Source organism: Bacillus cereus group sp. BfR-BA-01408 (assembly GCF_022663305.1).
Classification (GTDB): Bacteria; Bacillota; Bacilli; order Bacillales; family Bacillaceae_G; genus Bacillus_A; species Bacillus_A pacificus.
This window is the reverse complement of the sequence record NZ_JAKUFF010000008.1, coordinates 12,716-36,293: the sequence shown is the minus strand read 5'-3', so window position 1 is coordinate 36,293 and position 23,578 is coordinate 12,716. Positions and strand designations below refer to the sequence as shown.

Here is a 23,578-nt window from a genome sequence, read left to right as displayed (position 1 = left end):
TTCATAATGAAGGAGAAGGGAACGATGGAGTTAACAATTTCGTATTCGCAATTAATGTTGATGAACTATGACGGTGATCAACCTTACGTTGACTGGACGGATGAAGATTTTGAAAGAGGTTATGCGAAGGCAGATGGAACTGTTATTTTTGAAGCACTTTCTGATTATACTTGTGAAGTAAAAGTGACCCTAGGGAAACATATTGAGAAAGAAGAAGTAATTAGAACGGTTACAGTTCCTTTTACAGTTGAAAATGAATGTATCGTTGTAGCAAGTATTCTTTCAAATAAATTTCAAATTCCTATTCCAAATGGTGAGTATACGGTTGTATTACAAGCAACACCTCTTGAAGAACCAACGGATGATGAATTATATAAAATACAATATGAATTCTTTTTTGAAAGTAAAGAATAAAAAATGAGGTATCCTCAAAAAGGATACCTCATTTTTATTATGCGTTTGTTTTTAGCAAGGAACGAGCGTCTTTTGCCGCTTGCACCATGTGCTCTAAAGCTGGAATAACTTCTTCTGTTCTTCTCGTTTTCAAACCACAATCAGGATTAATCCAGAAATATTTAGGATCGCATACTTTTAAAGATTGTTCTACGATTTTATACATTTCATCTTTACTTGGTACACGTGGGCTATGAATATCATATACACCTAGACCGATGCCTTTTTCATATGTTGTATGTTTTAATGTATCAATAAATTCACCGTGACTTCTTGATGTTTCGATAGAAATCACATCTGCATCTAATGCGCGAATCGCATCAACGATATCTTCGAAGTTACTGTAACACATATGAGTATGAATTTGTGTTTCATTTGCTACAGATGAAGTTGCTAAAAGGAAGGATTGTACTGCCCATGTAATATAAGCGTCCCAATCTTTTTCTTTTAGTGGCATTCCTTCACGAAGTGCTGGCTCATCGACTTGAATTACTCGAATTCCGGAAGATTCAAGTAGTTCAATTTCATGACGAAGAGCTAATGCAATTTGATATGAAACTTCTTTTCTTGGAATGTCATTTCGAACGAAGGACCAATTTAAAATCGTAACAGGTCCAGTTAACATTCCTTTTACAACTTTCTCTGTTAAGCTTTGTGCATACACAGTTTCCTTAATAGTCATTCCGTTAATAAAGGCTACATCACCATAAATAACAGGTGGTTTTACGCAGCGGGAACCGTATGATTGCACCCAACCGTTTTTAGTGAATGAGAAACCAGCAAGGCGTTCACCAAAATATTCGACCATGTCAGTTCTTTCAAATTCACCATGTACAAGAACATCAAGACCAATTTCTTCTTGGTAACGAATCCATTTTTCTGTCTCTTTTTCAATAAATTGTTCATATTGTTCATTTGAAATAGCACCGTTACGCCATTCTTTTCGCGTTTGGCGAACTTCAGTTGTTTGCGGGAAGCTACCGATAGTTGTTGTTGGTAACAACGGTAACTTCAGGGCAACTTGTTGTAATTCATATCGTTTTTCAAATGGAAGAGGACGTGAAAAATCTTCTTCTTTTAATGCTGTTCGTGCTGCTTTGACATCTTCTCGGTTACGTGCAGCAGATGAACGAATTGTATGATGTACATTTCGATATGTTTCCAGCTCATTATGAATGCTTTCTGTACCTTGAGTTAGAGCGGAATGAATAAGAACTAACTCTTCTAATTTTTGATTTGCAAATGCCAACGCATCAAATAGCTCAGTCGATAAGTGAGTTTCTTCTGTTTTATCGATTGGCGTATGCAATAAGCTACAAGAAGGCTGAACGATGAAATCTTTCGTTTGGACTTGTTTTTGTAACGTTGTAAATAACGTAAGAACTTCATCAAGATCGGCTCTCCAAATGTTACGGCCATCTATACAACCAACAGCTAAAGTTTTATCAGCTGGGAATCCATATTTTGAAATAGCATGTAGATTACCTTCTTTACCATGAACGAAATCTAATCCAATACTTGATACTGGGAATGTAATAATTTCTTCATAGTTTTCTTCTACACTATCAAAATATGTTTGTAAAAGAAGATTCGCATTTGGAACTTCTTTACGAATAGCTTCATAAATTTCTTTTGCTTGTTGAACTTCTTCTTTCGTTAAAGAAGCGAAAATCGGTTCATCAACTTGAATGATTTGTACACCAGCTGCATGTAGTTCTGAAAGCAGTTGTACGTAGGGTGCAACTAACTGTTTTAAAATAGTAGCAAATTGTTCTTGTGTATAGCCTTTAGCTAATTTCAAGAAAGTATATGGTCCTAAAATAACAGGTTTTCCATCTATTCCTAATTCTTGTTTTGCCTCTTCGTATAAGCGAAGTGGACGATTATCTTTTAAAGAGATTTGTAATCCCTCTTCATATTCTGGAACGATATAATGATAGTTTGTGTTAAACCATTTTGTCATTTCGGAAGCTACGTGATCTTTAGAGCCACGCGCCATTGCGAAATATACATCAAGGTAAGATGTAAACTCAGAAAAACGTGATGGGATAAATCCTAGCATATAAGCAGTATCCAAAACGTGATCGTAATATGTAAAGTCGCCAATTGGAATAAGTTCAATCCCTTTTTCTTGCTGTGCTTTAACGTGTTGAAGACGAATTTCTTTCATTGTTGTTAAAAATTGTTCTTCATCAATTTTATTAGACCAAAAAGCTTCCAATGTTTTTTTCCACTCTCGTTGTAGTCCGATACGTGGATAACCTAAGTTACTTGTTTGAATTGCCATTTCAAATTCCTCCCCAATTGAAAGTAAGCATTTCCGTTTACTAGGAAATACCTATAACAAAAAGCATAAAGGCATAGAAAATAAGCCTTCCTTTTTGTTTTAACACCTCATCATCATCCGTGAATCTATCAGTGTTGTTAAAACAGGCAGGTCTCCTGACTTATGCTTCATATGATTTCTTTCGCCTTCCCGTTTTCACAGTGGCATTAAAAAGAAATCTCAGCATTTACAGTGGCGGGACCGTGTTGGAGTTTCACCAAGCTTCCCTTTTAAACACGAAACAAACTGTTCGTGTACCCATTTTCCTTTTGAAAGGAATTTAACAAGCGATATGATATTGAAACAAATTCTAACACAATTTTTGGAATTTTGTCTACTGTTTTGAAATAAGAAAATTCTAAAGTTTTGTATTTTAATTATTTGTATTTTTCTGATTTTTTAGAGTGGAGAAACATGAGGAGAATTGAAATAAAGTGCGATTAAATTTATAAAGAAATGGGTACCTATACATACATAAGATGCCAGTTATGTTATTAAATAATTGGTTTATCTTATATAGAAAATTAAACAAGCATAACCCCATCCTAAATTAGAATGGAGTTATATTTGTTTTAGAATTTGAAATAAAATAACTATATTGTCATTTTACAGTTTCTATTTTGAAAGTTTAATCCGCATCTATATCAATTTCTGAAAGTCGCCCGGCAACAGCATCTGCAAGAAGGGTGTTTAACCATTGCAATTCAACTGTAATATGTTCAATAACGCTTTGCAAAATATATAGTTGTGCGCGTGGGATTTTTCCTTTGCTACAGTCATAAATAGTTTGCATGTTATGTAAATATTGAACGGTATCATTTTTCTTTTTTTCTAAAATAGGAATTAACTCTTGATCATCACCAAAATGAGCGAAAGAGAGTGCCGAATAAATTGGTTTATATATTTGATTTTTTGCCTCGAATTGTTTTAATAGTAATGTGTGAAATAAACGTTTACCTTCGTTTGTTATATGAAAAATTGTTTTATCTGGTCTATTTGTATCTCGAACAATAGTTGTAACACGAATTGCCCCTTGTTTTTCTAATTGCTCAAAGGCATAGTAAAGTGATCCTTTTGCATATTTAATATAACAGTCCATTTGTCGTTCTTTCATTATGTGCTGCACTTCATATGGATGTTTATCCCCTTCGAGTAGCAAGCCGAGAATGACTAATTTCATGCTCATGCTGTCTCAACCCCTATATATATAAACTTTATACATATTATAAACGGCATATCCGTTTTCATAAAGGGATATGCCGTTATATTAGCTTACTTGCTTTTGTTTTTGTTTCGTTTTTGGTCCTGTAAAAAGACGCTCATTTCCCATAAGTAAAATGCAAATAATACTTAGTACAGCCGGGATCAGTGCCCAGAAGAATGTACTGGCAATAGATGTAGCTAGAGCTTCTTTAATACCAGTTAATATTTCAGCTGGTATTTTATCGGTAGCACCTGGTGATAATAAGAAACTTGTGTCTCCACCCTTTGGAGCTAATTTTGCTAGTTCAGGTGGGAAGAGAGTGTTTAGTTTATCTGTAAAAATATGATTTTGAATTGTACCGAAAATTGTTACACCAAGAGTCATACCGAGTGAACGGAAAAATGAGTTTGTTGATGTAGCAGAACCACGGTCTCTCATTTCTAATTTGTGAATCGAAGACATACTTAAAACTGAGAATGAGAAACCAACACCAAGTCCAGCGAGAACCATAAATAGTGTTACGAGTAGGCGAGGTGTATCCATTGTTAAAGTGCTTAGTAAATAAATGCCAAGAACGAAGAAAACTCCAGATGCCATCATAATGTTACGATAACTTGTTCGAGAAGCTAACTGTCCACCCGTTTGACTTCCAATTACAGAGCCAATCATCATAGGTGTTAAAATTAACCCAGCATTTGAGGCTGAACCACCGAGAACACCTTGAACGAAGATTGGGATATAAACTGTACAGATGATAAAAGCGGCACCATAGAAAAAGGCAACACCTTGGCTAGCTGCGAATAAAGGTTTTTTAAATAGATGGAAAGAAATGATAGGCTCGGTTGCTTTTCGTTCTACGAAGAAGAAAATAATAAGCATAATAACAACTGTTGTAAATAAGCCGATAATCACAGTGGAATTCCATGCGTATTCTTTACCACCAAGTTCTAAGGCGAACATTAAGCAAACGATACTAATAACAAGTGTAATAGCGCCAGCCCAATCAATTTTTTGTTTTCTAAATTCTAGAGATTCACTATAATATTTCGTAATGAAGAAGAAGGAAATAAGTCCTAATGGAATATTAATATAGAAGACCCAGTGCCAACTTATATAGTCTGTAATATAAGCACCTAATAAAGGGCCGAATACACTAGATGTTCCGAAAACAGCACCGAATAGCCCTGTCATTTTTCCGCGCTTTTCTGGTGGGAATATGTCGTACATAATAGTGAAGGCGATAGGCATAAGAGCGCCGCCACCAATTCCTTGAATTGCTCTATAAATACTTAATTGCTCAATACTAGATGCTGTTCCACAAAGTGCAGAACCGAACAAGAAAAGAATAAGGCCACCAATATAAAAGCGTTTCCGTCCATACATATCAGAAAGTTTTCCGAAGATAGGCATCCCTGCCATTGTTGCTACCATATATGCAGACGTGACCCAAACGAACTTGTCAAATCCTCCTAGGTCTCCAACGATTGTTGCCATTGCTGTTGCAACGATTGTATTATCCATTGCAGCCATTAAAATACCAAGTAGTAAACCCGCAACAACAAATTTTGTCTTGCTGGAGTCTTTTTTTGATAATTGAGATTCCAAAGATAACCCTCCTTTAATAATAAGTAAACTATATTAAGTTTTGAGTGCAGCGCATAAAAATTATAAATATATTTTTTTAAATCAATTTACACAAGTGCACTGACAAAGCCATAAAGAATATTATAGTCAAATTTGACTAAAAGGCAAACTTTTTCTTCCGTCAAAATATTCTGTTGTATGGACAGCGAAAGAGTGAGTAATACTTAGTATTGGTAAAAAGTCAATGAAGGAAATTGTAAAAAAATATTTCAGTAAGAATACCTGCTGTTAACAGATGAAAAATGGTTTTTTCTTGACTTTGTCGAATAGGATAAAAGGAAGAGTAATAACTATATATCGTTTGTAACGAGCTTTATTAATATTGTGTAGAGAGGCAGAATAAGGTCGTATGGATATGATGCATCTGAAATGGGGTGAATATTATTATGAAAATATGGAAACGAATTCCGGATCAAGGAAGGCGTTCAATACCGCTACAACCGGTATTATGGATTGATGGCTCAAAAAAGGAAAACGAATGTCCTAACGTAGCAGTTACATTACAAATCCGTAGTATGTATAAAGAAAAATTTTCATATGAACTGACCTGTGATGTAAACGACATACTTATTATTCGAATTGAAGTTGAAAATAAAGGAATGAAAATGATTTCACGAGTTGTAGTAAGTCATATGATTCGAGATTATTTTGCATATATTCCAAATTCATTAAAGGCTGATAAGGGAATGAGCGAGTTTCTGTTCCAGCTTGTAAGGTGGAGAATCGATAATTTATTACCAAATGAGAAGGTAGAATTAATTTGTAAAATAAAAGCAAATAAAGATAAAGAACTCAAAAACACACTATTTCAGGCTACATATACATTTCAATATAACGGAGTATCATATGGTCCGCTGCAAACAAATGAAGTTGTTGTACGGCAATGATAAAAAGGAACCTGTATGAAAGGTTCCTTTTTTGTTCGATCCATATTTACAATAGCGTCAATTTGATTATATGTAATGAAGTTTACTCCGAAAGAATTAAATAGTAATTTTAGCGACAACAGAAACCCCGATAGTAAACGTATAATATCTGATAGATTTTTCTTTTGTAGCATGTAGGTCACCATATTTCTAAAATGATGTATGGTATATATGAAATAGAATAGAAATGGTAGACAAGCTTAAGCGGAAATGTACACTCAATATGTACATTTTTTATTTTGTAGAAAAACATAATTGTTATAGAAACATATATTGGTATAGAAGGGAGGCGAAGTATGAAACATAAAGGGAAAATTAGTGGATTATTACTTGGGAATACAGTGGCAGTTACAGAATGGATTGCGCTTCAGGATGTAATTACAAAACTGGATTCGCGATCATTTTATACCGTCTTTATTATTTATATATTGCAAATGATACTCAGCTATTATTTTGGACATTGGTATGATAAAAGAGCGAGTGGGCGTATGGATACGGAAGTAGGAGGAATGGCAAGTAATGATTTTGTAGTTGATTTTTTTGAGAAAGTAGCTGCTTTATCAGAACGAGATTCTCATAATATTACAGTGTACATTCTTTCTGTGAAAGAATGGAAAGGACTAAAAGAAACAGTGCAAGAAAAAAAATTGGAGGTGTTAGTACAAAAGTTGGAGAGTACGATTGTAAAGACAATTCGTAAAGGCGATGTCGTTACGAAGTGGGATGAAAATAAGTATGTTATTGTGGCGATCGATAACGGACATGAAAAATCGACAATAACAAACCGATTAATGAAAAATATTGAAAGTGAAATAGAAAATGGCTTGTTAAGTATGACTCTATTATTTGGGGCTGCTAGTTATCCAATAGAAGGAAAAACGTTTGAAGAATTGTTAAGAAAGGCACAAAATCAATTGTACCAGCATAGAAATTCGTAAAAAAATAAGTAAAACTTTGATGTAAAGAAATATGATATGAAGAAGTTTTGAATGTAACATTTTTTTGACTTTTATTACAAAAAGGACTTTTTTTGTAATAAAAGTCTTTAAAAATATATGAAATAGGCATATAATTATGATGGATGTGTCAATGCATTTTGCACAATGTGTTTCACTTTAAAAAGTGTAGAGGAAAGCATACTCTACACTTTTCCTTTTTAGGGAATAGTTGCAAGATAGCATTTATACTGTGTAAAATGAACAAAGAGATTATTTGATAGAAAGCGGGAAAGGGAATGATAGAATGATAGACGTGAGAGAACAACGAACATCTTTTATCAGGTGAATGATTACTGTTGTTCTTCAAATTAGTATGGTTGTGATGAATTCCGTTGTACTTTTATGTAATACATAGTATGAATAGGTTTTAAAAAGTGCCAAGTAAAAGATGGATATGAAACTGCTATTTAGTTCAAAAATGGAAAATGTAATTTCAAGTAATACAATTTGTACAAGCATTATAAACAATATGAATGATTTTCGTGAAAAAGGTGCGAGTGTGGAGTTTATAGAAGGTTATATAATTTCATAGCTTTTTACACGATGATCGTATATAAGTAGGAGGAAAAAGATGTTGAAATATAGTAAATTAGCAATTGTAACTGCATTATCAATGACTTTACTAGCGGGGTGTTTCGGGCCGAAACCAGAAGAGGAATTATATGTTGCATTTGAAAATGCTGCAAAGCAAGAAAAAACAATGTTTGAAGATGCAAAAAAACTTGAAACTTTAGAGAAAGAGGGACAAGAATTATATAACCAGATTGTTCAAGAAGGAAAAGATAATAATCAAACTGTTAAGGAAAAACTAAACCAAGCAGTGAAAAATACAGATGAACGAGAAAAAGTGCTTAAAAAAGAAAAAGAATCTTTAAATAAGGCACAAGAAGAAGTGAAATCGGTAGATAAATATGTGAAGAAAATTGAAGATAAGAAATTGAAAGATCAAGCAGATAAAGTGAAAAGCACATATGAGAAACGACATGATTCATTTAACAAAATGTATGACAGCTATAATAAATCGTTAAAACAAGAAAAAGAATTATATACAATGCTACAAGATAAAGGTACAAAATTAAAAGATATTAGTGAAAAAGTAAAAGTAGTAAATCAGTCTTATAAAGATATTGAATCAGAAAAAGACAAGTTTAATGAATTTACGAAATCTTATAATACAGAAAAAATAGCTTTTTATAAACAAGCAAATATTAAAATTAAAGAAGAGAAAAAATAAAACAGTTTGGCCTACAATTGGCCAAACTGTTTTATTTTTTTGTATAGGTACGACTATACCATGGGACAGGTTCACTTAATTTTTTTTCTTGTTTTAGCGCTTCAGGACCAATATAATCTTGAAGTGTTTTTTTTGCTACTGTTAAAGATAAGGTTGTTTTCGGATTTCGATAGGAGGATTCAAGATGACCGAGATGTGGTAGGATTCGAAAATCTTCTTTTGTAGGAGGAATATGGAAAAAGTAATCACCTAAACGTATAAGAACATCAGATTGTTGTTGGCTAAAACGTGGATTTCTAGAGAAATGTAATCCTTCTTTAATAGCTTTTTTTTCAGTAATTAAGCGTTCTAAAGCTGTCTTTTTTAACCAGTATAAATACTTCGGATTAGTTGCAGCTTTAGCATGACGATTCACAACGAAAATAGATTGAGCTAGTCGATTAATAGAATGTTGGTTTTGTAATTGAGATTGTGGTTGTGAAGGTTTCATATTAAATCTCCTTTCAATTTTTCATTATTATACCATAAGTAAAAGTGATTTTTATTATATGCAAAAAGTGATTGTATATATTTTCAATATTAAAGCAATATTGTTACAAAAAACAACTATTTTGTATAATAGTAATAGAATGTGTTTTAGAAATTTGATAATGAAAGAGTGAGAAGTTTGAAAGAAATATTAAAACAGCAATATGCCATTATAGATATTGGATCTAATACAATGCGTTTAGTTATTTATGAAAAGCAAAACGGAGGTTTTTATAAAGAGATTGAAAATACGAAAGTGGTTGCAAGGTTAAGGAATTACTTAGTCGATGGTGTGTTGATTGAAGAAGGAATAGAGGTATTGTTACAAACATTATTTCAATTTCAAGAAAGTACACGATTCCATCAGTTGCGCCATGTACTTTGTGTTGCAACAGCAACAATTAGGCAGGCTGAGAATCAAGAGGAAATTAAAAAACTTGTTGAAGGACAAACAGACTTTACTCTTAGAGTATTATCAGAATATGAAGAAGCACGTTACGGCTATTTAGCGGTTATGAATTCAACTTCGTTCTCGGAAGGGATTACAGTAGATATTGGTGGAGGAAGTACGGAAGTTACATACTTTCGAAATAGAGAGATTTTAGAGTATCATAGCTTTCCTTTTGGGGCACTTTCTTTAAAGCAACAATTTATTAAAGAGGATATACCTACTGAAGAAGAGTTGGACAAGCTTCAAACGTACCTAGAATATCAATTTCGAACATTACCATGGTTAATTGATAAGAAATTACCCCTTATTGCAATTGGTGGTAGTGCGAGGAACTTAGTGAAAATTCATCAAAATTTAATTTGTTATCCTATAGCAGGAGTACATTTATACAAGATGAAAGAAGAAGATATTAAAAATGTGAAAGAAGAATTGGAAGGCTTGTCGTTCATAGAACTTCAAAAATTGGAAGGATTGGCAAAAGATCGAGCGGATACAATTGTTCCCGCAGTCGAAGTATTTCATACGCTTGTTAATGTTATAGAGGCACCAGCATTTGTATTAAGTAGAAAAGGATTAAGAGAAGGTGTTTTCTATGAAGAGTTGACAAAAGATTTGGGGATTTCATATTATCCGAACGTAGTCGAAGAAAGTTTGTATTTATTATCACATGAATATGAAATGGACATGGAATTTGTAATGCAGCTTATTAAACATGGAAGATTAATTTGTCAACAGCTTGAAGAAACAGGGCTGATTTCTATGTCAGTAAAAGACTGGGAAGTGTTCCATCAAGCAGCGAAAGTATTTAATATAGGCAAATATATAGACGAAGAAGCGAGCCGCTTACATACGTTTTATTTATTAGCAAATAAAACAATTGATGGTATGATGCATAAAGAGCGAGTTAGATTAGCGCTGATTGCGTCTTATAAATCAAAAATGTTATTCAAACAACATCTGTCTCCGTTTGAAGGATGGTTTGATAAAAACGAACAAAAAAAAATCCGCCTATTAGGGGCTGTTTTACAATTTTCAGCAGCTCTAAATATAAGACAAAGATCGCTTGTTGAATCGATATCTATAACAGAAAGTAAAGAAGGATTAACATTTAAAATTGTATGTGAGCAATCGGCATTAGCGGAAAAAGTGCAAGCTGAAAAGCAAAAAAAGCAGCTGGAAAGAGTATTGAAAACGAATATTAACTTATTCTTCGAATCAAAACACTAAGTTGTACGGATGTCTTTACAAAAAATTAACACTTTGGAATATTGTAATTTGTTAAAATGAAAGTAACTAAATTATAGTAAAAAAGTTTCAAGGGAAGTGTGAAGAGGATGGAAATGTTGAAGGGGAATATAGTCAATTTAAATGATACAGCTTATTACAACAATAGAGAACTAAGTTGGTTAGCATTTAATGAACGTGTACTACAAGAAGCACAGGATGAGATGAATCCGCTTTTAGAAAGATTAAAGTTTATTAGCATTTTTAGCTCCAATTTAGATGAATTCTTTATGGTACGTGTAGCAGGATTGAAGGATCAAGTGAGCGCTGGGTTTAACCAACCAGAAAATAAGGCTGGCTTAACACCAAAAAAGCAATTAAATAAAATTGCGATAAAGGCCCATGAATTAATGACTGTACAATATGATACGTTTAAAAATTATGTGTTGCCAGCGTTGGAGTTAGAGGGGATTGAGCGTTTAACATTCCATGATTTGACGAAAGAACAAAGAGAATTTATAGAAGAGTATTTTGATGAGCAAATTTTCCCAGTCTTAACACCTGTAGCTATCGATGCGTATCGTCCATTTCCTATGTTATTAAATAAAAGTTTGAATTTAGCTACTCTTTTATATGATGAGAAACAAGTGGAGGAAGAAAACCGCACGAAGTTAGGAATTGTACAAGTTCCTTCATTACTTGAACGTTTCATATTTTTACCGAGTGAAGGGCAAAAGCATAAATTTATTTTATTAGAAGATGTAATTAGTGGTTTTACTCATAAATTATTCACTGGATATAAAGTATCATCTGTTACTCGTTTCCGTATTACACGCAATGCGGATTTAACGATTCATGAAGAAGGTGCGAGAGATTTATTAAAAGTAATTGAAAAAGAATTAAAAAAGCGTAAGTGGGGAGCTGCTGTACGTTTAGAAGTTGGCAAAGAACACATTGATGAAAGAGTATTAGCGTTATTATATGAAGTGTTGGAAGTAAAAGATGAAGATGTGTATATAATGGATGGACCGTTAGATTTAACATGTCTATTTTCTTTATATAAAAAACTAGCGCCTTTATATGAACATTTAGTATATCCGGCTCTTATTCCGCAACGACCTCAAGATTTAGGGGATGCGGAAGATGTATTTGAAAAAGCAATTGAGCATGATATTTTATTACATCATCCGTTTGAATCGTTTCAGCCAGTAGTTGATTTTGTTCGTGATGCAGCAGACGACCCGAATGTACTTGCGATCAAACAAACATTATATCGAGTAAGTGGTGATTCTCCAATTATTCAGGCGCTAAAGGTAGCGGCTGAAAAAGGGAAACAAGTGACGGTATTAGTTGAGTTAAAGGCAAGGTTTGATGAAGAAAATAATGTGCATTGGGCTAAAGAATTAGAACAGGCGGGTTGTCATGTGATTTACGGTGTAAGTCATTTGAAAACACATAGTAAAATTACGCTAGTTGTAAGAAGAAAAAACGGAAAAATTGAAAGGTTCGTACATCTTGGAACCGGAAATTACAATGATGCAACCGCAAAGCTATATACTGATTTTGGCTATATTACATCACGAAAAGACTTTGGGGTCGATGCAACAAATTTCTTTAATTATTTGAGTGGTTATACAACAAAGCCGCATTTTCATCATTTATCGGTTGCACCATTTGATATAAGAGAGCAATTTATCGATTTAATAGATGAAGAAATTCGTTATCATAGGCAATATGGAAATGGATATATCATTGCTAAAATGAATTCATTAACTGATAAACCACTTATTAAAAAAATGTATGAAGCATCACAAGCTGGAGTAAAGGTAGAGCTCATCGTTCGAGGAACATGCTGCCTACGACCTGGTATTCCAAATGTAAGTGAAAATATTCGGGTAGTTAGTGTTGTCGGGAGATATTTAGAACATAGCCGTATTTATTATTTCCATCATAATGGAGAAGAGAAAATATATTTATCTTCAGCTGACTGGATGACAAGAAATATGGAGAAACGTGTAGAAATATCTTTCCCGATATTAGATATTGAAATGAAGGCACGAATTAAGGCGATTTTACAGCTTACTTTAGCTGATAATGTGAAAACACGTGAACAAAATAAAGACGGTGAATATTATTATGTTATTAATAATGGGGCAGAAGAGATTGATAGCCAAGTGAAGTTATTTAAGATGGCGTATCAAAACACAGATGCTGAATAATGAGAACAAAGTAAAAAACCTCTTTTTTAAGAGGTTTTTTACTTTGTTCTCTACTTATTATAAAGGATGCGTAGAGAGAATACTTTTTATTATAAGCATGTTAATGGATTATGAATCGGTTAAGAAAGGAAATAACATTAGTAGAATTGTTGCGGTACATTAATAATAGAATGGTTGTTGACAAGGTCCGCCATAACAAGGATAAGGTGTCGGCGGTGGGAAAGGTGGTGGATATGGTGGGTAATACGGTCTAGGACCGAAAGCTAATGCTCCGCCAAGCAGTCCACCAGCAATACCAGCTAGAAATGGGACGCCAAAAAACGGAAAGAAGCGTGAGTCGCCTACTGGACCAATAGGTGCTGAACGGACTGGGATTGGTTGATAATATGGATACATGAACAAACCTCCTTTATTGGACTCACTGTTATCATATGGTAAATGAAACATGGATGAGCGCGTACAAGAAAGGATATGTAAGAAAATAGGCGAATGATTACGAATGTTGGAGTGTAAAAATTGTTATCTCAGGTTTTGCCATAAATCGGAATGGGACACGTGTTCTGCCAAGGCCGCGATTGACATAGAGAGCTAAATCTTGGATCGTATAGAAACCTTCTACATAATTTTTAGCAAGTGCTGGGGTAATAATAGCGCCTAAAAAAGGGATTTGTACTTGTCCGCCATGGCTATGACCAGAAAGTTGTAAGTTAACCGGATATGTAGCAATTTGCGGTGCAATATCTGGTTCGTGAACAAGAACAATGTTATAAATGTTTTTCCGAGCGCGCTGTAGCGTCTCCTTTATTTTTGGTTTGCCTAATAGTATATCATCAAGACCGAAAATTGAAATTTCACTATTATCCAGTAGACGGATTCTCTTTTCACTGTTTAGTAACAGTTCAAATCCAGATTCACGCATGATGTGTTCGTAGTATTCCGTTCCATATCCGCCGTGATCATGGTTACCATAAATAGAAAATTTACCGAAGGGTGCTTGTATATTTTTTAAAATAGATGCAACGAAAGGAGTGTCAGTATATGTTTGATAATTATCAATGAGATCACCAGTAAAGAGAACAATGTCGGGTTTTACAGCATTAATTTTAGAAACGATTTGAGATAAATGTTGGAGAGAGAAATAGTATCCGAGATGTAAATCACTAAATTGAAGAATCTTCATACCGTGAAAGCTTTTTGGTATGAGTTGTGATTTCAATGTATGTTCTGTAAAAGAGAGCAGATGAGGCTCAATATATTTAGCGTAATAGTATCCGATACTAGTCGTTATAAATGAATATAGGCAAGTACGCATTCCAGTTTTTAAAAAATCTCTTCTCGTAATTTTCTTCATAAAAATATGAGTATACCTAATTAGTTTATATTACATGTGTTCGTTACATTTACAGGTTACTCAAATCTCCTTTCGTTTTTTTTAATATATTTTAAATCATGTAAAAGTAGTATAGATAACGAAAAAGTGAATAAAAAGAAATCTCTTTACGTTAAAATATCAGAAAAGTTTAAAAATATAAAGATTTCTATTAAATAAAATGATAAAATGAATGTGTATTCATTTTTTGGAGGGGGATATATATGAAAGAAAAAGTAGTTATTGTAACAGGTGGATCGAGCGGAATGGGAAAAGGAATGGCGACTCGCTTTGCAAAAGAAGGGGCACGAGTTGTTATTACAGGACGTACAAAGGAAAAACTAGAGGAAACAAAATTGGAAATTGAACAATTTCCAGGACAAATATTACCGGTACAAATGGATGTAAGAAATACGGATGATATTCAGAAAATGATTGAACAGATTGATGAGAAGTTTGGACGAATTGATATTTTAATCAATAATGCAGCTGGAAACTTTATTTGTCCAGCAGAAGATTTATCTGTGAACGGCTGGAATTCGGTTATTAATATTGTGTTAAACGGTACATTTTACTGTAGCCAGGCTGTCGGAAAATATTGGATTGAAAAAGGTATAAAAGGAAATATCATTAACATGGTAGCAACATATGCGTGGGATGCAGGTCCGGGAGTTATTCATTCGGCTGCAGCGAAGGCTGGAGTATTAGCAATGACGAAGACACTCGCTGTTGAGTGGGGACGTAAATATGGAATCCGAGTTAACGCTATTGCGCCAGGACCAATTGAACGTACGGGCGGTGCTGATAAATTATGGATTTCAGAAGAAATGGCTAAGCGTACGATACAAAGTGTTCCGCTTGGAAGACTGGGTACGCCAGAAGAAATTGCAGGTCTAGCTTATTATTTATGTTCAGATGAAGCTGCGTACATAAATGGAACTTGTATGACAATGGATGGAGGACAACATTTACATCAATATCCATTTTAAAAGGGATAAGGAAAATGTGACGGAATTGTGACATATGAAAGAAAAGTGTTTACAAGAGGTCATATATACGTTATATTTAAGACCTCTTTTTTCTTCATAGTAGAATTGCTAATTCCCCTTAGCATTTTACCCCTCTAATCCCTTCAGGAAAACTGAAGGGATTTTTTATTATTTTTCCGTAAATATCATGTTATAATTTTTGAAAAGTAAAGGGAGGGAAGCACGTTGATAGATGCATTAGATGTAATGAGTAACTTGGATAAAGTCCTTCCTTATTATCAAGCAATTTTTAGTGCTGATGAACATACTGTAATTGGATATGAAGTAGTAGGGCGTATTCAAACAGAAGAGGGCATACAAAGTTTAGCTTCTTTCTTTCATGATGACTCTATTCCAAGTGAGTTTCAACTAGAAGCGGATAACATTATAGTAGAAAAAGCTTTAAATCGTTATTTAGAAAGTGATCAAAAACTATTATTATTTATACATCGGAATGCTAACGTATTGATGAACGATGATGATGAAAGTTTGCTTCAACTTTTATTGATGTATGAAAAACAAGGTTTAAATTTGAAAAACATTGTTTTAGAAATTACAGAACATGAATGTAAAGAAGATATAGAGCAATTTAATCATTTGCTTATGTATTATCGTACATATGGTATTCAAATTTCGATTAATAAAGTCGGAACAGGTACAAGTAATTTAGAACGTATTAGCGTGTTAGCACCTGATATTTTAAAAGTAGATTTAACAAATTTAAGGCAAACTGCACTTTTACAATCTTATCAAGATATTTTATATTCTTTATCATTACTTGCTAGAAGAATTGGTGCGACATTGTTATATGAAGAAATAGATGCTTTTTATCAATTACAATATGCATGGAAAAACGGTGGTAGGTACTATCAAGGGAATTATTTGAAAGAATGCTTACCTGATTTTATTGAAACGAACGTTTTGAAAGAACGACTTGGTAATGAGTGTCATCAATTTATTCAACATGAGAAGAAAAAACTACAAAAGATTTATAATTTAACAGAAATGTTACGTGATCGAATTGGCGATGTTTTAGCCAAACAGAAAAAGAATGAAGATATAAATGATTGGTTATTACAATTTAGCCAAAGTGTATCACAATGTAGTTTTCGTATATTTATTTGTAACGAAGATGGTTTCCAACAATCAGGAAACGTTATGAAAAAAGATGGGGAATGGATTGTGATGCCTGAGTATTACATGAAGAACTGGAGTTGGCGCCCGTATTTTCTAGAGAATATTATGAAAATGCGTTTTGAGAATAAGGCAAGACTTTCAGATTTATATGCTGATATTGAAACCGGTGAGATGGTACGAACATTTTCTTTCCCGATTGATGATGAAAACTTTTTATTTATAGATTTATCGTATGAATATTTATATGAAGAAGATGTTTTATTTTAATGCACGAAGAGATTCGTGCATTTTTTGTTTGTTTTTATCATAAATTGGTAATAGTGAAAATGGTGCCGAAAATGCTGTCTATCGTTGTAAAGATTTTACGAACGAAACCAGCCCTTTCTTTGCATAATCATTGTTACAATGAATACTACAAAGACAAGTTTTCTAAAAAGGAAGGTGAAAAAATGAGGAAATATGGAATATGGTTAGTTCTATTTGTATGTGTTGCCTTTCTAGTTGGTTATAGTGTTACAACTGTTTTAGGAAAAGAGGAAGTGAAAGTCGATCGGAAAGAAGTGTTTGTAACGATACAAAAAGGCTATGAAAGCCAATTTTCAATTCGTGGGAAGCGTTTGCCGATGAATAAGATGATAGAAACGTTATCACCATATTTTACAGAGAATTTCCTTCAAGTATTTACAGATGAAAATAGTAGAAGTGATAAACAAAGTGGTGAATATTTACTTCCAGCAAAAGAAGCGCCATTTTCTTTTAATTCAGAAACGAAAATGTCATATGATGAAGAGCATAAAATTTTATATGTTTATGAGCGGGCGAAAAGTGGACAATATCAAATTGTAACATTGCAAAGAGATCAAGGGAAATGGAAATTGGCCGGATATCATGAAAGCCAAGAACTTTTAACTGAAATAAAAAGGTTACAACAATTATAAAGTGAAACTTTAATCAGGGCATATCCTGTTTAATATGAACTTGCCACAATCAGATGCATACTTCCAAAATATAGCGGGATAAAAATAGGAATAGGTCTTTACCTATTCCTATTCTATATTAAGAAGTTGTTGTAATTTTTCAATTTGAAAACCAGCAACAACTTCTCCATCAATTACAACCGTCGGAGTTGAATAAGAATCATAGTCATATAAAAGACGATTGCGAGCAGCGGCGTCTTTTTTTACGTCAAATTCTTCGTATACAACGTTATTATGCTTTAAAAATTCTTTCACAATAACACATGGCGGACAATCAGGTTGTGTGTAAACCTCAATTTTTTTCATTGCAATTCCTCCTTTTTACTGTTTTTTATTATATTCTTCCAGTATAAAAATCGCAATAAAGAAGGGAAAAGATGTTCTTTCTGTTTTTTCCTTCGTATTTCGACAAATTTTTAGTTGAGTTTCTGGCCAATAACCTTTATCCTAGAGTGTGGAACATTTTTTCTGTTATGACGGATAGAATGAGTATAGCTGTAAAACCTATTGGTAGGAAGATCAGAGAAAGGAGAGATTTCATGTCTCTACTCCAAGGAATTTTAACTCGACTTGTTAGTCTACAAGAACAAGCTGAAAGCGGTGAAGTAGCACAACGCTATTTTGAAGTGAACGGTGAGCGCAAATGTAGCGTGAAATTTTTCGATAAAAGTGAAATGTATGAGTTAGAAGTGTATCAACAAGGTGAAAAACCTCAAGTGTATCAATTCGATAATATCGACATGGTTGCAATTGAGATTTACGATATCATTTCTTGATACATATAAAAAAGGTGTTGCCATAGGGCAACACCTTTTTTAGTTCTATTACTTTTAGTATATATGTATAAGGATTTTTCATTTTTCCTACAATGGTAATAAAGTGAAAGTGTAATTAGTAGGGTTTCTTCGTCCTATACAGCTTATTATCCATCACCAATTGAGGACGGATAGTAAATAGCGGGATGAAAATAGTGAGGAGGTGTGTTATATGGAACGTTTACCAGTTGTGATTTGTCCTAATTGTCACAATTCTGCTGAGATTATTCATGTACTAACGGCTCAATCGAATCAAAACGTAATTTATACGTGCCAAGTTTGCCATTATGTAATTCGGAATATTGAAACGAATAAAGGGTAGGGAGTTATAATTTTTGTTTTTGTCCCATACAATGAGAATACGAAAAGTCTGTCTAATTGAAAGGACGTGACTATGTGGCCGGTGAACATAAATTTTATAATGTTTCAGAGAGACATTTAAATTTTGATATGGTCTTTACCCGTATTTGTAATTTCATTGAAAAGGATCCGCGAAATTTATATCGTTTATCCATTGGGACAGACTCACAAGCACATCAAAAGGATACGAGGTTTATTACGGCAATTCATATTCATCGCGTTGGAAAAGGAGCCTGGGGGTGTTTACACCATCAATCAGTAAAAGATAAGCCAGCAACTTTACGTGAGAAAATATATTTAGAGACGCAGTTTAGTCAAGAAATTGCATGCCTATTTACTCCAAATCATATACAAACAATATGGGATTTATTGCATCCATATGCTCAAGATGGTGCTGGTTTTATAATGGAGATTCACTTAGATATCGGAAATGATGGTTTAACAAAAGAATTTATTCTAGATATGACAGCGAAAATTCAAGCGATGGGATTAACTGCAAAAATTAAGCCAGATGCTTATGCGGCGTTTAGTTATGCAAATCGATATACGAAATAAAAACAATTTATATATTTCTTTCACTAAAAACTGAATATTACATCTATTAAATAGGCTGAAAATTTTATATAATAATGGTAACGATGCGAGTATAAGGAGAGGGGTATATGAAAAGGGAATTTGTTTTAACGGAAGAAGAGGAAAGTTTGTTACTAGATATTTTATTTCAGCAAAATTATGCGAGTGAAATTTTAGCTGTGGAACTTACAGATATCGAGAATGGTTTAAAAAAGACAGACGTGATGCAATATAAAAAAATCACAAGGTTATTTTACAGATTAAAAAATAAAGGGTATTAAGCGCTACCGGAATGGTAGTCTTTTTTTTGTGTTATATGCTAAAATAGCTGTGTAATTTTGTTTTTTACTGAAAGAATGTAAGGACAAAATAATAATGTGAAAACGCTGTCATAAAATGTGAATAGAGCCGGTAATTATAAGCAGGAAAAAGGGAAAATGGGGGATGTAATATGATTAGTATTCCAAAAGACGAGTTTCAACAAATTTTTGTAAAAGATTTAATGATTTCATCAGAAAAAGTAGCACACGTCCAAATAGGGAATGGTTTAGAGCATGCTTTACTCGTACTTGTGAAATCTGGATATTCGGCGATACCTGTTTTGGACCCGATGTACAAATTGCATGGGTTAATTAGTACTGCTATGATTTTAGACGGTATGTTAGGGCTAGAACGCATTGAGTTTGAAAGACTTGACGAAATGAAAGTAGAGCAAGTAATGAAGAAAGATATTCCGGTTCTTAAGTTAGAAGATTCATTTGCAAAAGCATTAGAAATGACTATTGATCATCCATTTATTTGCGCTGTCAATGAAGATGGGTATTTTGAGGGGATTTTAACACGTCGAGCGATTTTAAAATTGTTGAATAAAAAAGTAAGGCAACATAATCGATAATGTGAGAAAAGTGACTTCATAGAACCGAAGAAGTCACTTTTTTTTCGTGCATATCAGTTGTGTATGTATTATATTTAAAAAGATAAAAAATATAAGCGTATGTAGTTAAATTAAGGATGAAAAGCTTATTGAGATAAGGTGTATGGAAGCTAAGGAAAGAGGGAGAAAGTTGCAAATTGATGATTTTCAAATGATGGTTGTGTTAGCACAGGAATCAAATATGAGAAAAGCGGCGGAACGTTTATTTGTTTCACAACCTGCGCTTAGTCAACGATTACAATCTATGGAGAAACAATGGGGAATGAAGTTTTTTATTCGCTCGCAAAAAGGATTGACAATTACACCTGAAGGGGAAAAAGTCGCAAATTACGCAAAAGAAATGCTACAAAGGGAAGAGGATATTAAAAGTGAGCTAGCTGTTTTTAGAACAGAAACTCATGGGACGTTAAAAATAGCTGTCGCATCAGTTATTGGTCAATATTGGCTTCCTCCTGTTTTGAAGAAGTTTGTACATAAATATCCTTCTGTGAAAATATCGCTGTTTACTGGCTGGAGTAGTGAAGTGCAAAAGCAATTTTATGAAGGAGACGTTCATGTTGCTATATTGAGAGGAACACAAGAATATAAAGGCCAGAAGCAACAATTATTTGAAGATGAACTTTATTTAGTGGATAAAGAAATAAAAGATATTTCGATGTTAAAAGAAACAAATAGACCATTTATTCAATTTAAAAGTGATTCGACTTATTATGGACAAATACAAAATTGGTGGTATGGTTTATTTTCTAATCCACCTAAGAGAACAATTGTCGTTGATCAAATTGAGACTTGCAAACAACTCGTTTTAAATGGTATAGGTTATGCTCTTTTACCTTCTACTGTTTTAAAAGAAGTACAGGAAAATATGTATAAAACACCTGTCCAATTAACGAGAGAAACATGGTTATTGACGAGTGAATCAGCTAGACAATTGAAGCAAGTACAAGCATTTTTAGAAATTATAGAAGAAATTCAAATGGAAAAATAGGATTATTATCTTGCTACTCGCCCTATCGTTTGGTAGAGTAACATTATAAATGGATTTAGGAGGCAACAAGAATGAAAATGATGGACGCTAACGAAATTATTTCGTTTATTCAAAAAAGTGAAAAGAAAACTCCTGTAAAGGTATACATAAAAGGGGATTTAAAAGAAGTAACATTCCCTGAAACGGTACAAGCATTTGTAAATAAAAAGTCTGGTGTATTATTTGGAGAATGGTCTGAAATTAAGACAATTCTAGATGAAAATAGTAAGTACATTGTTGATTACGTTGTTGAAAATGACCGTCGTAATTCTGCAATTCCAATGCTTGATTTAAAAGGTATTAAAGCTCGTATTGAGCCAGGTGCGATTATTCGTGACCACGTTGAAATCGGCGACAACGCTGTTATTATGATGAATGCAACAATTAATATCGGTGCTGTAATTGGTGAAGGGTCTATGATCGACATGAACGCGGTACTTGGTGGACGTGCAACTGTTGGTAAGAACTGTCACGTAGGTGCAGGCGCAGTACTTGCAGGTGTTATTGAGCCACCTTCAGCAAAACCAGTTATCGTTGAAGACGATGTTGTTATTGGTGCTAACGTAGTTGTGTTAGAGGGAGTTACAGTAGGTAAAGGTGCAGTTGTAGCAGCAGGAGCTGTTGTAACAGAAGATGTACCTCCATATACAGTTGTAGCAGGTACTCCAGCACGTGTAATTAAAGAGATTGATGAGAAGACAAAAGCAAAAACTGAAATTAAACAAGAGCTTCGTCAATTAAACCCAGAGAAATAAAAACAAAAAAGCGTAAGAGCATAAACAGGCTCTTACGCTTTTTATAGATAGAGGTGCAAAAATGGTAGTAAGCAAATTCGTTCAAATTCGTAGAGACTTACACAAAATACCGGAAATTGGATTTAAAGAGTGGAAAACACAACAGTATATTTTAGATTACATAGGAACGCTTTCGAATGAACATGTGGAAGTGAAAGTATGGAGAACAGGTGTCATTGTTAAAGTAAAGGGAAGAAATCCAGAAAAAGTTATAGGTTATCGCGCAGATATAGACGGTTTACCAATTACAGAGGAAACTGGATATGAGTTCGCTTCTGTTCATGAAGGAATGATGCATGCATGTGGACATGACTTACATACGACAATCGGTTTAGGCCTCCTAACAGCAGCTGTAACAGAAAGAATAGATGATGACCTTGTATTTCTATTCCAACCAGCTGAAGAAGGGCCTGGAGGGGCTCTTCCTATGTTAGAGAGTGAAGAGTTAAAAGAATGGAAGCCGAATATTATTCTCGGCCTTCATATTGCACCTGAATACCCTGTAGGAACAATTGCTACAAAAGAGGGGCTATTATTTGCAAATACATCAGAGTTATATGTTGATTTAAAGGGGAAAGGTGGACATGCAGCTTATCCTCATACTGCAAATGATATGATTGTCGCAGCTAGTCACCTTGTTACACAGCTTCAGTCTGTTATTAGTCGTAATGTAAACCCACTTGATAGTGCAGTAATTACAATCGGAAAAATAACAGGCGGTACAGTTCAAAATATCATAGCAGAAAAGTCTCGGTTAGAAGGAACGATTCGAACGTTATCAGTGGAATCAATGAGTCGTGTTAAAAGTAGGATTGAGGCAATTGTTGCAGGTATAGAAGCTTCCTTCCAATGTGAAGCGGTTATTGACTACGGAGCGATGTATCACCAAGTATATAACCATGAAGCATTAACGAGAGAGTTTATGCAATTTGTAAGTGAACAAACTGATATGAAAGTAATTACATGTACTGAGGCAATGACAGGTGAAGATTTTGGTTATATGCTTCAAGAGATTCCTGGATTTATGTTTTGGCTTGGAGTAAATTCAGAATATGGTTTACATCATGCAAAATTAAAGCCAGATGAAGAGGCTATTGAGAAAGCTATTGTATTTTTAGATCAATATGTAAAGTGGAAGGGAACTAGAAAGTAAATTTGCTCGCCAACTTGGTGGGTATTCGTTAGTTCCAAGGTGAAAACATCTTTTATATCTGTTTTGGATACACATCGGCATACAAATGGATAAAATAATGAGCAGTGGTTTTGAGCCGCTGCTCATTATTCATTATCACTTATTGAGAAGATGATTAGTTAACTAGCTTATATATGTTTACAATTCGTGTGGAGAGTGTGTAAA

Annotated in this window: 25 protein-coding genes and 1 riboswitch; of the genes, 17 read left to right on the top strand and 8 right to left on the bottom strand. The window is 33.8% G+C overall.

The annotated features are described in order from the left end of the window. Window positions 1-24: 24 nt before the first annotated feature. Window positions 25-414, top strand: a complete 390-nt coding sequence (gene comJ, locus MR083_RS06505) for a competence protein ComJ (protein ID WP_000424014.1) — start codon at window positions 25-27, stop codon at window positions 412-414. A 37-nt stretch (window positions 415-451) separates the two neighbouring features. Here comJ and metE read toward each other — a convergent pair whose 3' ends face one another. The 3 genes from metE to MR083_RS06490 form a co-directional block, all read right to left on the bottom strand. Continuing rightward, entirely contained in the window at window positions 452-2,740 is a 2,289-nt protein-coding gene (metE, locus tag MR083_RS06500; protein ID WP_242268745.1) for a 5-methyltetrahydropteroyltriglutamate--homocysteine S-methyltransferase, read from the bottom strand. Between the two features lie 128 nt (window positions 2,741-2,868). Further along, window positions 2,869-3,056, bottom strand: a riboswitch (cobalamin riboswitch). A 351-nt stretch (window positions 3,057-3,407) separates the two neighbouring features. Next, a complete protein-coding gene (locus MR083_RS06495; RefSeq protein WP_000062077.1) occupies window positions 3,408-3,965 on the bottom strand; it encodes a PadR family transcriptional regulator in 558 nt (185 codons plus the stop codon). An 81-nt stretch (window positions 3,966-4,046) separates the two neighbouring features. Then, on the bottom strand, window positions 4,047-5,588 hold the full coding sequence (locus MR083_RS06490; RefSeq protein WP_000445752.1) for an MDR family MFS transporter: 1,542 nt from the start codon (window positions 5,586-5,588) through the stop codon (window positions 4,047-4,049). A 425-nt stretch (window positions 5,589-6,013) separates the two neighbouring features. Here MR083_RS06490 and MR083_RS06485 point away from each other — a divergent pair, with 425 nt between their 5' ends. Next, on the top strand, window positions 6,014-6,514 hold the full coding sequence (locus tag MR083_RS06485; protein ID WP_000708167.1) for a hypothetical protein: 501 nt from the start codon (window positions 6,014-6,016) through the stop codon (window positions 6,512-6,514). Here MR083_RS06485 and MR083_RS28145 read toward each other — a convergent pair. Beyond that, window positions 6,454-6,687 carry a hypothetical protein gene (locus MR083_RS28145; protein WP_041184695.1) on the bottom strand — a complete coding sequence of 78 codons (234 nt, stop codon included), beginning with the start codon at window positions 6,685-6,687 and terminating at the stop codon, window positions 6,454-6,456. The two genes, MR083_RS06485 and MR083_RS28145, sit on opposite strands and share 61 nt — an antisense overlap. Window positions 6,688-6,849: 162 nt before the next feature. On the opposite strand from MR083_RS28145, the gene MR083_RS06475 reads away from it, so the two are divergent. Further along, the gene (locus MR083_RS06475; protein WP_000680842.1) at window positions 6,850-7,491 is read left to right on the top strand and encodes a diguanylate cyclase domain-containing protein; all 642 of its coding nucleotides are present in this window, start codon (window positions 6,850-6,852) and stop codon (window positions 7,489-7,491) included. Between the two features lie 631 nt (window positions 7,492-8,122). Then, window positions 8,123-8,785: a YkyA family protein gene (locus MR083_RS06470; protein ID WP_000922494.1), complete on the top strand. Its 663-nt coding sequence runs from the start codon at window positions 8,123-8,125 to the stop codon at window positions 8,783-8,785. 31 nt (window positions 8,786-8,816) lie between these two features. Here the strand turns inward: MR083_RS06470 and MR083_RS06465 are convergent, their stop codons facing one another. Then, complete coding sequence (locus tag MR083_RS06465) at window positions 8,817-9,275, bottom strand: YkyB family protein (protein ID WP_000804868.1); 459 nt, start codon at window positions 9,273-9,275, stop codon at window positions 8,817-8,819. A 177-nt stretch (window positions 9,276-9,452) separates the two neighbouring features. Here MR083_RS06465 and ppx point away from each other — a divergent pair, with 177 nt between their 5' ends. Both ppx and MR083_RS06455 read left to right on the top strand, forming a co-directional pair. Then, window positions 9,453-10,991: an exopolyphosphatase gene (ppx, locus tag MR083_RS06460; protein ID WP_000658869.1), complete on the top strand. Its 1,539-nt coding sequence runs from the start codon at window positions 9,453-9,455 to the stop codon at window positions 10,989-10,991. A gap of 107 nt (window positions 10,992-11,098) precedes the next feature. Then, on the top strand, window positions 11,099-13,207 hold the full coding sequence (locus tag MR083_RS06455) for a polyphosphate kinase (protein WP_014893533.1): 2,109 nt from the start codon (window positions 11,099-11,101) through the stop codon (window positions 13,205-13,207). 159 nt (window positions 13,208-13,366) lie between these two features. On the opposite strand, the gene MR083_RS06450 is transcribed toward MR083_RS06455, so the two are convergent. Both MR083_RS06450 and MR083_RS06445 read right to left on the bottom strand, forming a co-directional pair. Then, complete coding sequence (locus MR083_RS06450; RefSeq protein WP_000283744.1) at window positions 13,367-13,603, bottom strand: hypothetical protein; 237 nt, start codon at window positions 13,601-13,603, stop codon at window positions 13,367-13,369. A 97-nt stretch (window positions 13,604-13,700) separates the two neighbouring features. Next, on the bottom strand, window positions 13,701-14,558 hold the full coding sequence (locus MR083_RS06445; protein WP_000724516.1) for a metallophosphoesterase: 858 nt from the start codon (window positions 14,556-14,558) through the stop codon (window positions 13,701-13,703). Between the two features lie 242 nt (window positions 14,559-14,800). Here MR083_RS06445 and fadH point away from each other — a divergent pair, with 242 nt between their 5' ends. The 3 genes from fadH (at window position 14,801) to MR083_RS06430 (ending at window position 17,679) form a co-directional block, all read left to right on the top strand. Beyond that, window positions 14,801-15,565 (top strand): 2,4-dienoyl-CoA reductase, encoded by a 765-nt coding sequence (gene fadH / locus MR083_RS06440; protein ID WP_000660918.1) that lies wholly within the window; start codon window positions 14,801-14,803, stop codon window positions 15,563-15,565. Window positions 15,566-15,790: 225 nt separating this feature from the next. Then, window positions 15,791-17,008: an EAL domain-containing protein gene (locus MR083_RS06435; RefSeq protein ID WP_000564304.1), complete on the top strand. Its 1,218-nt coding sequence runs from the start codon at window positions 15,791-15,793 to the stop codon at window positions 17,006-17,008. A 182-nt stretch (window positions 17,009-17,190) separates the two neighbouring features. Continuing rightward, a complete protein-coding gene (locus MR083_RS06430; protein ID WP_001233820.1) occupies window positions 17,191-17,679 on the top strand; it encodes a DUF3993 domain-containing protein in 489 nt (162 codons plus the stop codon). Between the two features lie 108 nt (window positions 17,680-17,787). Here the strand turns inward: MR083_RS06430 and MR083_RS06425 are convergent, their stop codons facing one another. Continuing rightward, entirely contained in the window at window positions 17,788-18,024 is a 237-nt protein-coding gene (locus MR083_RS06425; RefSeq protein ID WP_000717880.1) for a glutaredoxin family protein, read from the bottom strand. 233 nt (window positions 18,025-18,257) lie between these two features. On the opposite strand from MR083_RS06425, the gene MR083_RS06420 reads away from it, so the two are divergent. The 8 genes from MR083_RS06420 (at window position 18,258) to MR083_RS06385 (ending at window position 23,374) form a co-directional block, all read left to right on the top strand. Then, on the top strand, window positions 18,258-18,494 hold the full coding sequence (locus MR083_RS06420; RefSeq protein WP_000055151.1) for a YkuJ family protein: 237 nt from the start codon (window positions 18,258-18,260) through the stop codon (window positions 18,492-18,494). 211 nt (window positions 18,495-18,705) lie between these two features. Beyond that, window positions 18,706-18,855, top strand: coding sequence for a hypothetical protein (locus MR083_RS06415; RefSeq protein ID WP_000440537.1), 150 nt, complete (start codon window positions 18,706-18,708; stop codon window positions 18,853-18,855). Window positions 18,856-18,929: 74 nt separating this feature from the next. Beyond that, complete coding sequence (locus tag MR083_RS06410) at window positions 18,930-19,448, top strand: ribonuclease H-like YkuK family protein (protein WP_000896650.1); 519 nt, start codon at window positions 18,930-18,932, stop codon at window positions 19,446-19,448. 107 nt (window positions 19,449-19,555) lie between these two features. Further along, entirely contained in the window at window positions 19,556-19,747 is a 192-nt protein-coding gene (abbA, locus tag MR083_RS06405; RefSeq protein ID WP_000817794.1) for an antirepressor AbbA, read from the top strand. A gap of 170 nt (window positions 19,748-19,917) precedes the next feature. After that, window positions 19,918-20,361, top strand: coding sequence for a cyclic-di-AMP-binding protein CbpB (cbpB, locus tag MR083_RS06400; protein WP_000623566.1), 444 nt, complete (start codon window positions 19,918-19,920; stop codon window positions 20,359-20,361). A gap of 142 nt (window positions 20,362-20,503) precedes the next feature. Further along, window positions 20,504-21,388 carry a LysR family transcriptional regulator gene (locus MR083_RS06395; RefSeq protein WP_001984809.1) on the top strand — a complete coding sequence of 295 codons (885 nt, stop codon included), beginning with the start codon at window positions 20,504-20,506 and terminating at the stop codon, window positions 21,386-21,388. Window positions 21,389-21,459: 71 nt separating this feature from the next. Continuing rightward, a complete protein-coding gene (dapD, locus tag MR083_RS06390; RefSeq protein ID WP_000783248.1) occupies window positions 21,460-22,182 on the top strand; it encodes a 2,3,4,5-tetrahydropyridine-2,6-dicarboxylate N-acetyltransferase in 723 nt (240 codons plus the stop codon). Window positions 22,183-22,243: 61 nt separating this feature from the next. Further along, window positions 22,244-23,374 carry an N-acetyldiaminopimelate deacetylase gene (locus MR083_RS06385; RefSeq protein ID WP_000261645.1) on the top strand — a complete coding sequence of 377 codons (1,131 nt, stop codon included), beginning with the start codon at window positions 22,244-22,246 and terminating at the stop codon, window positions 23,372-23,374. The last annotated feature ends 204 nt before the right edge of the window (window positions 23,375-23,578 follow it).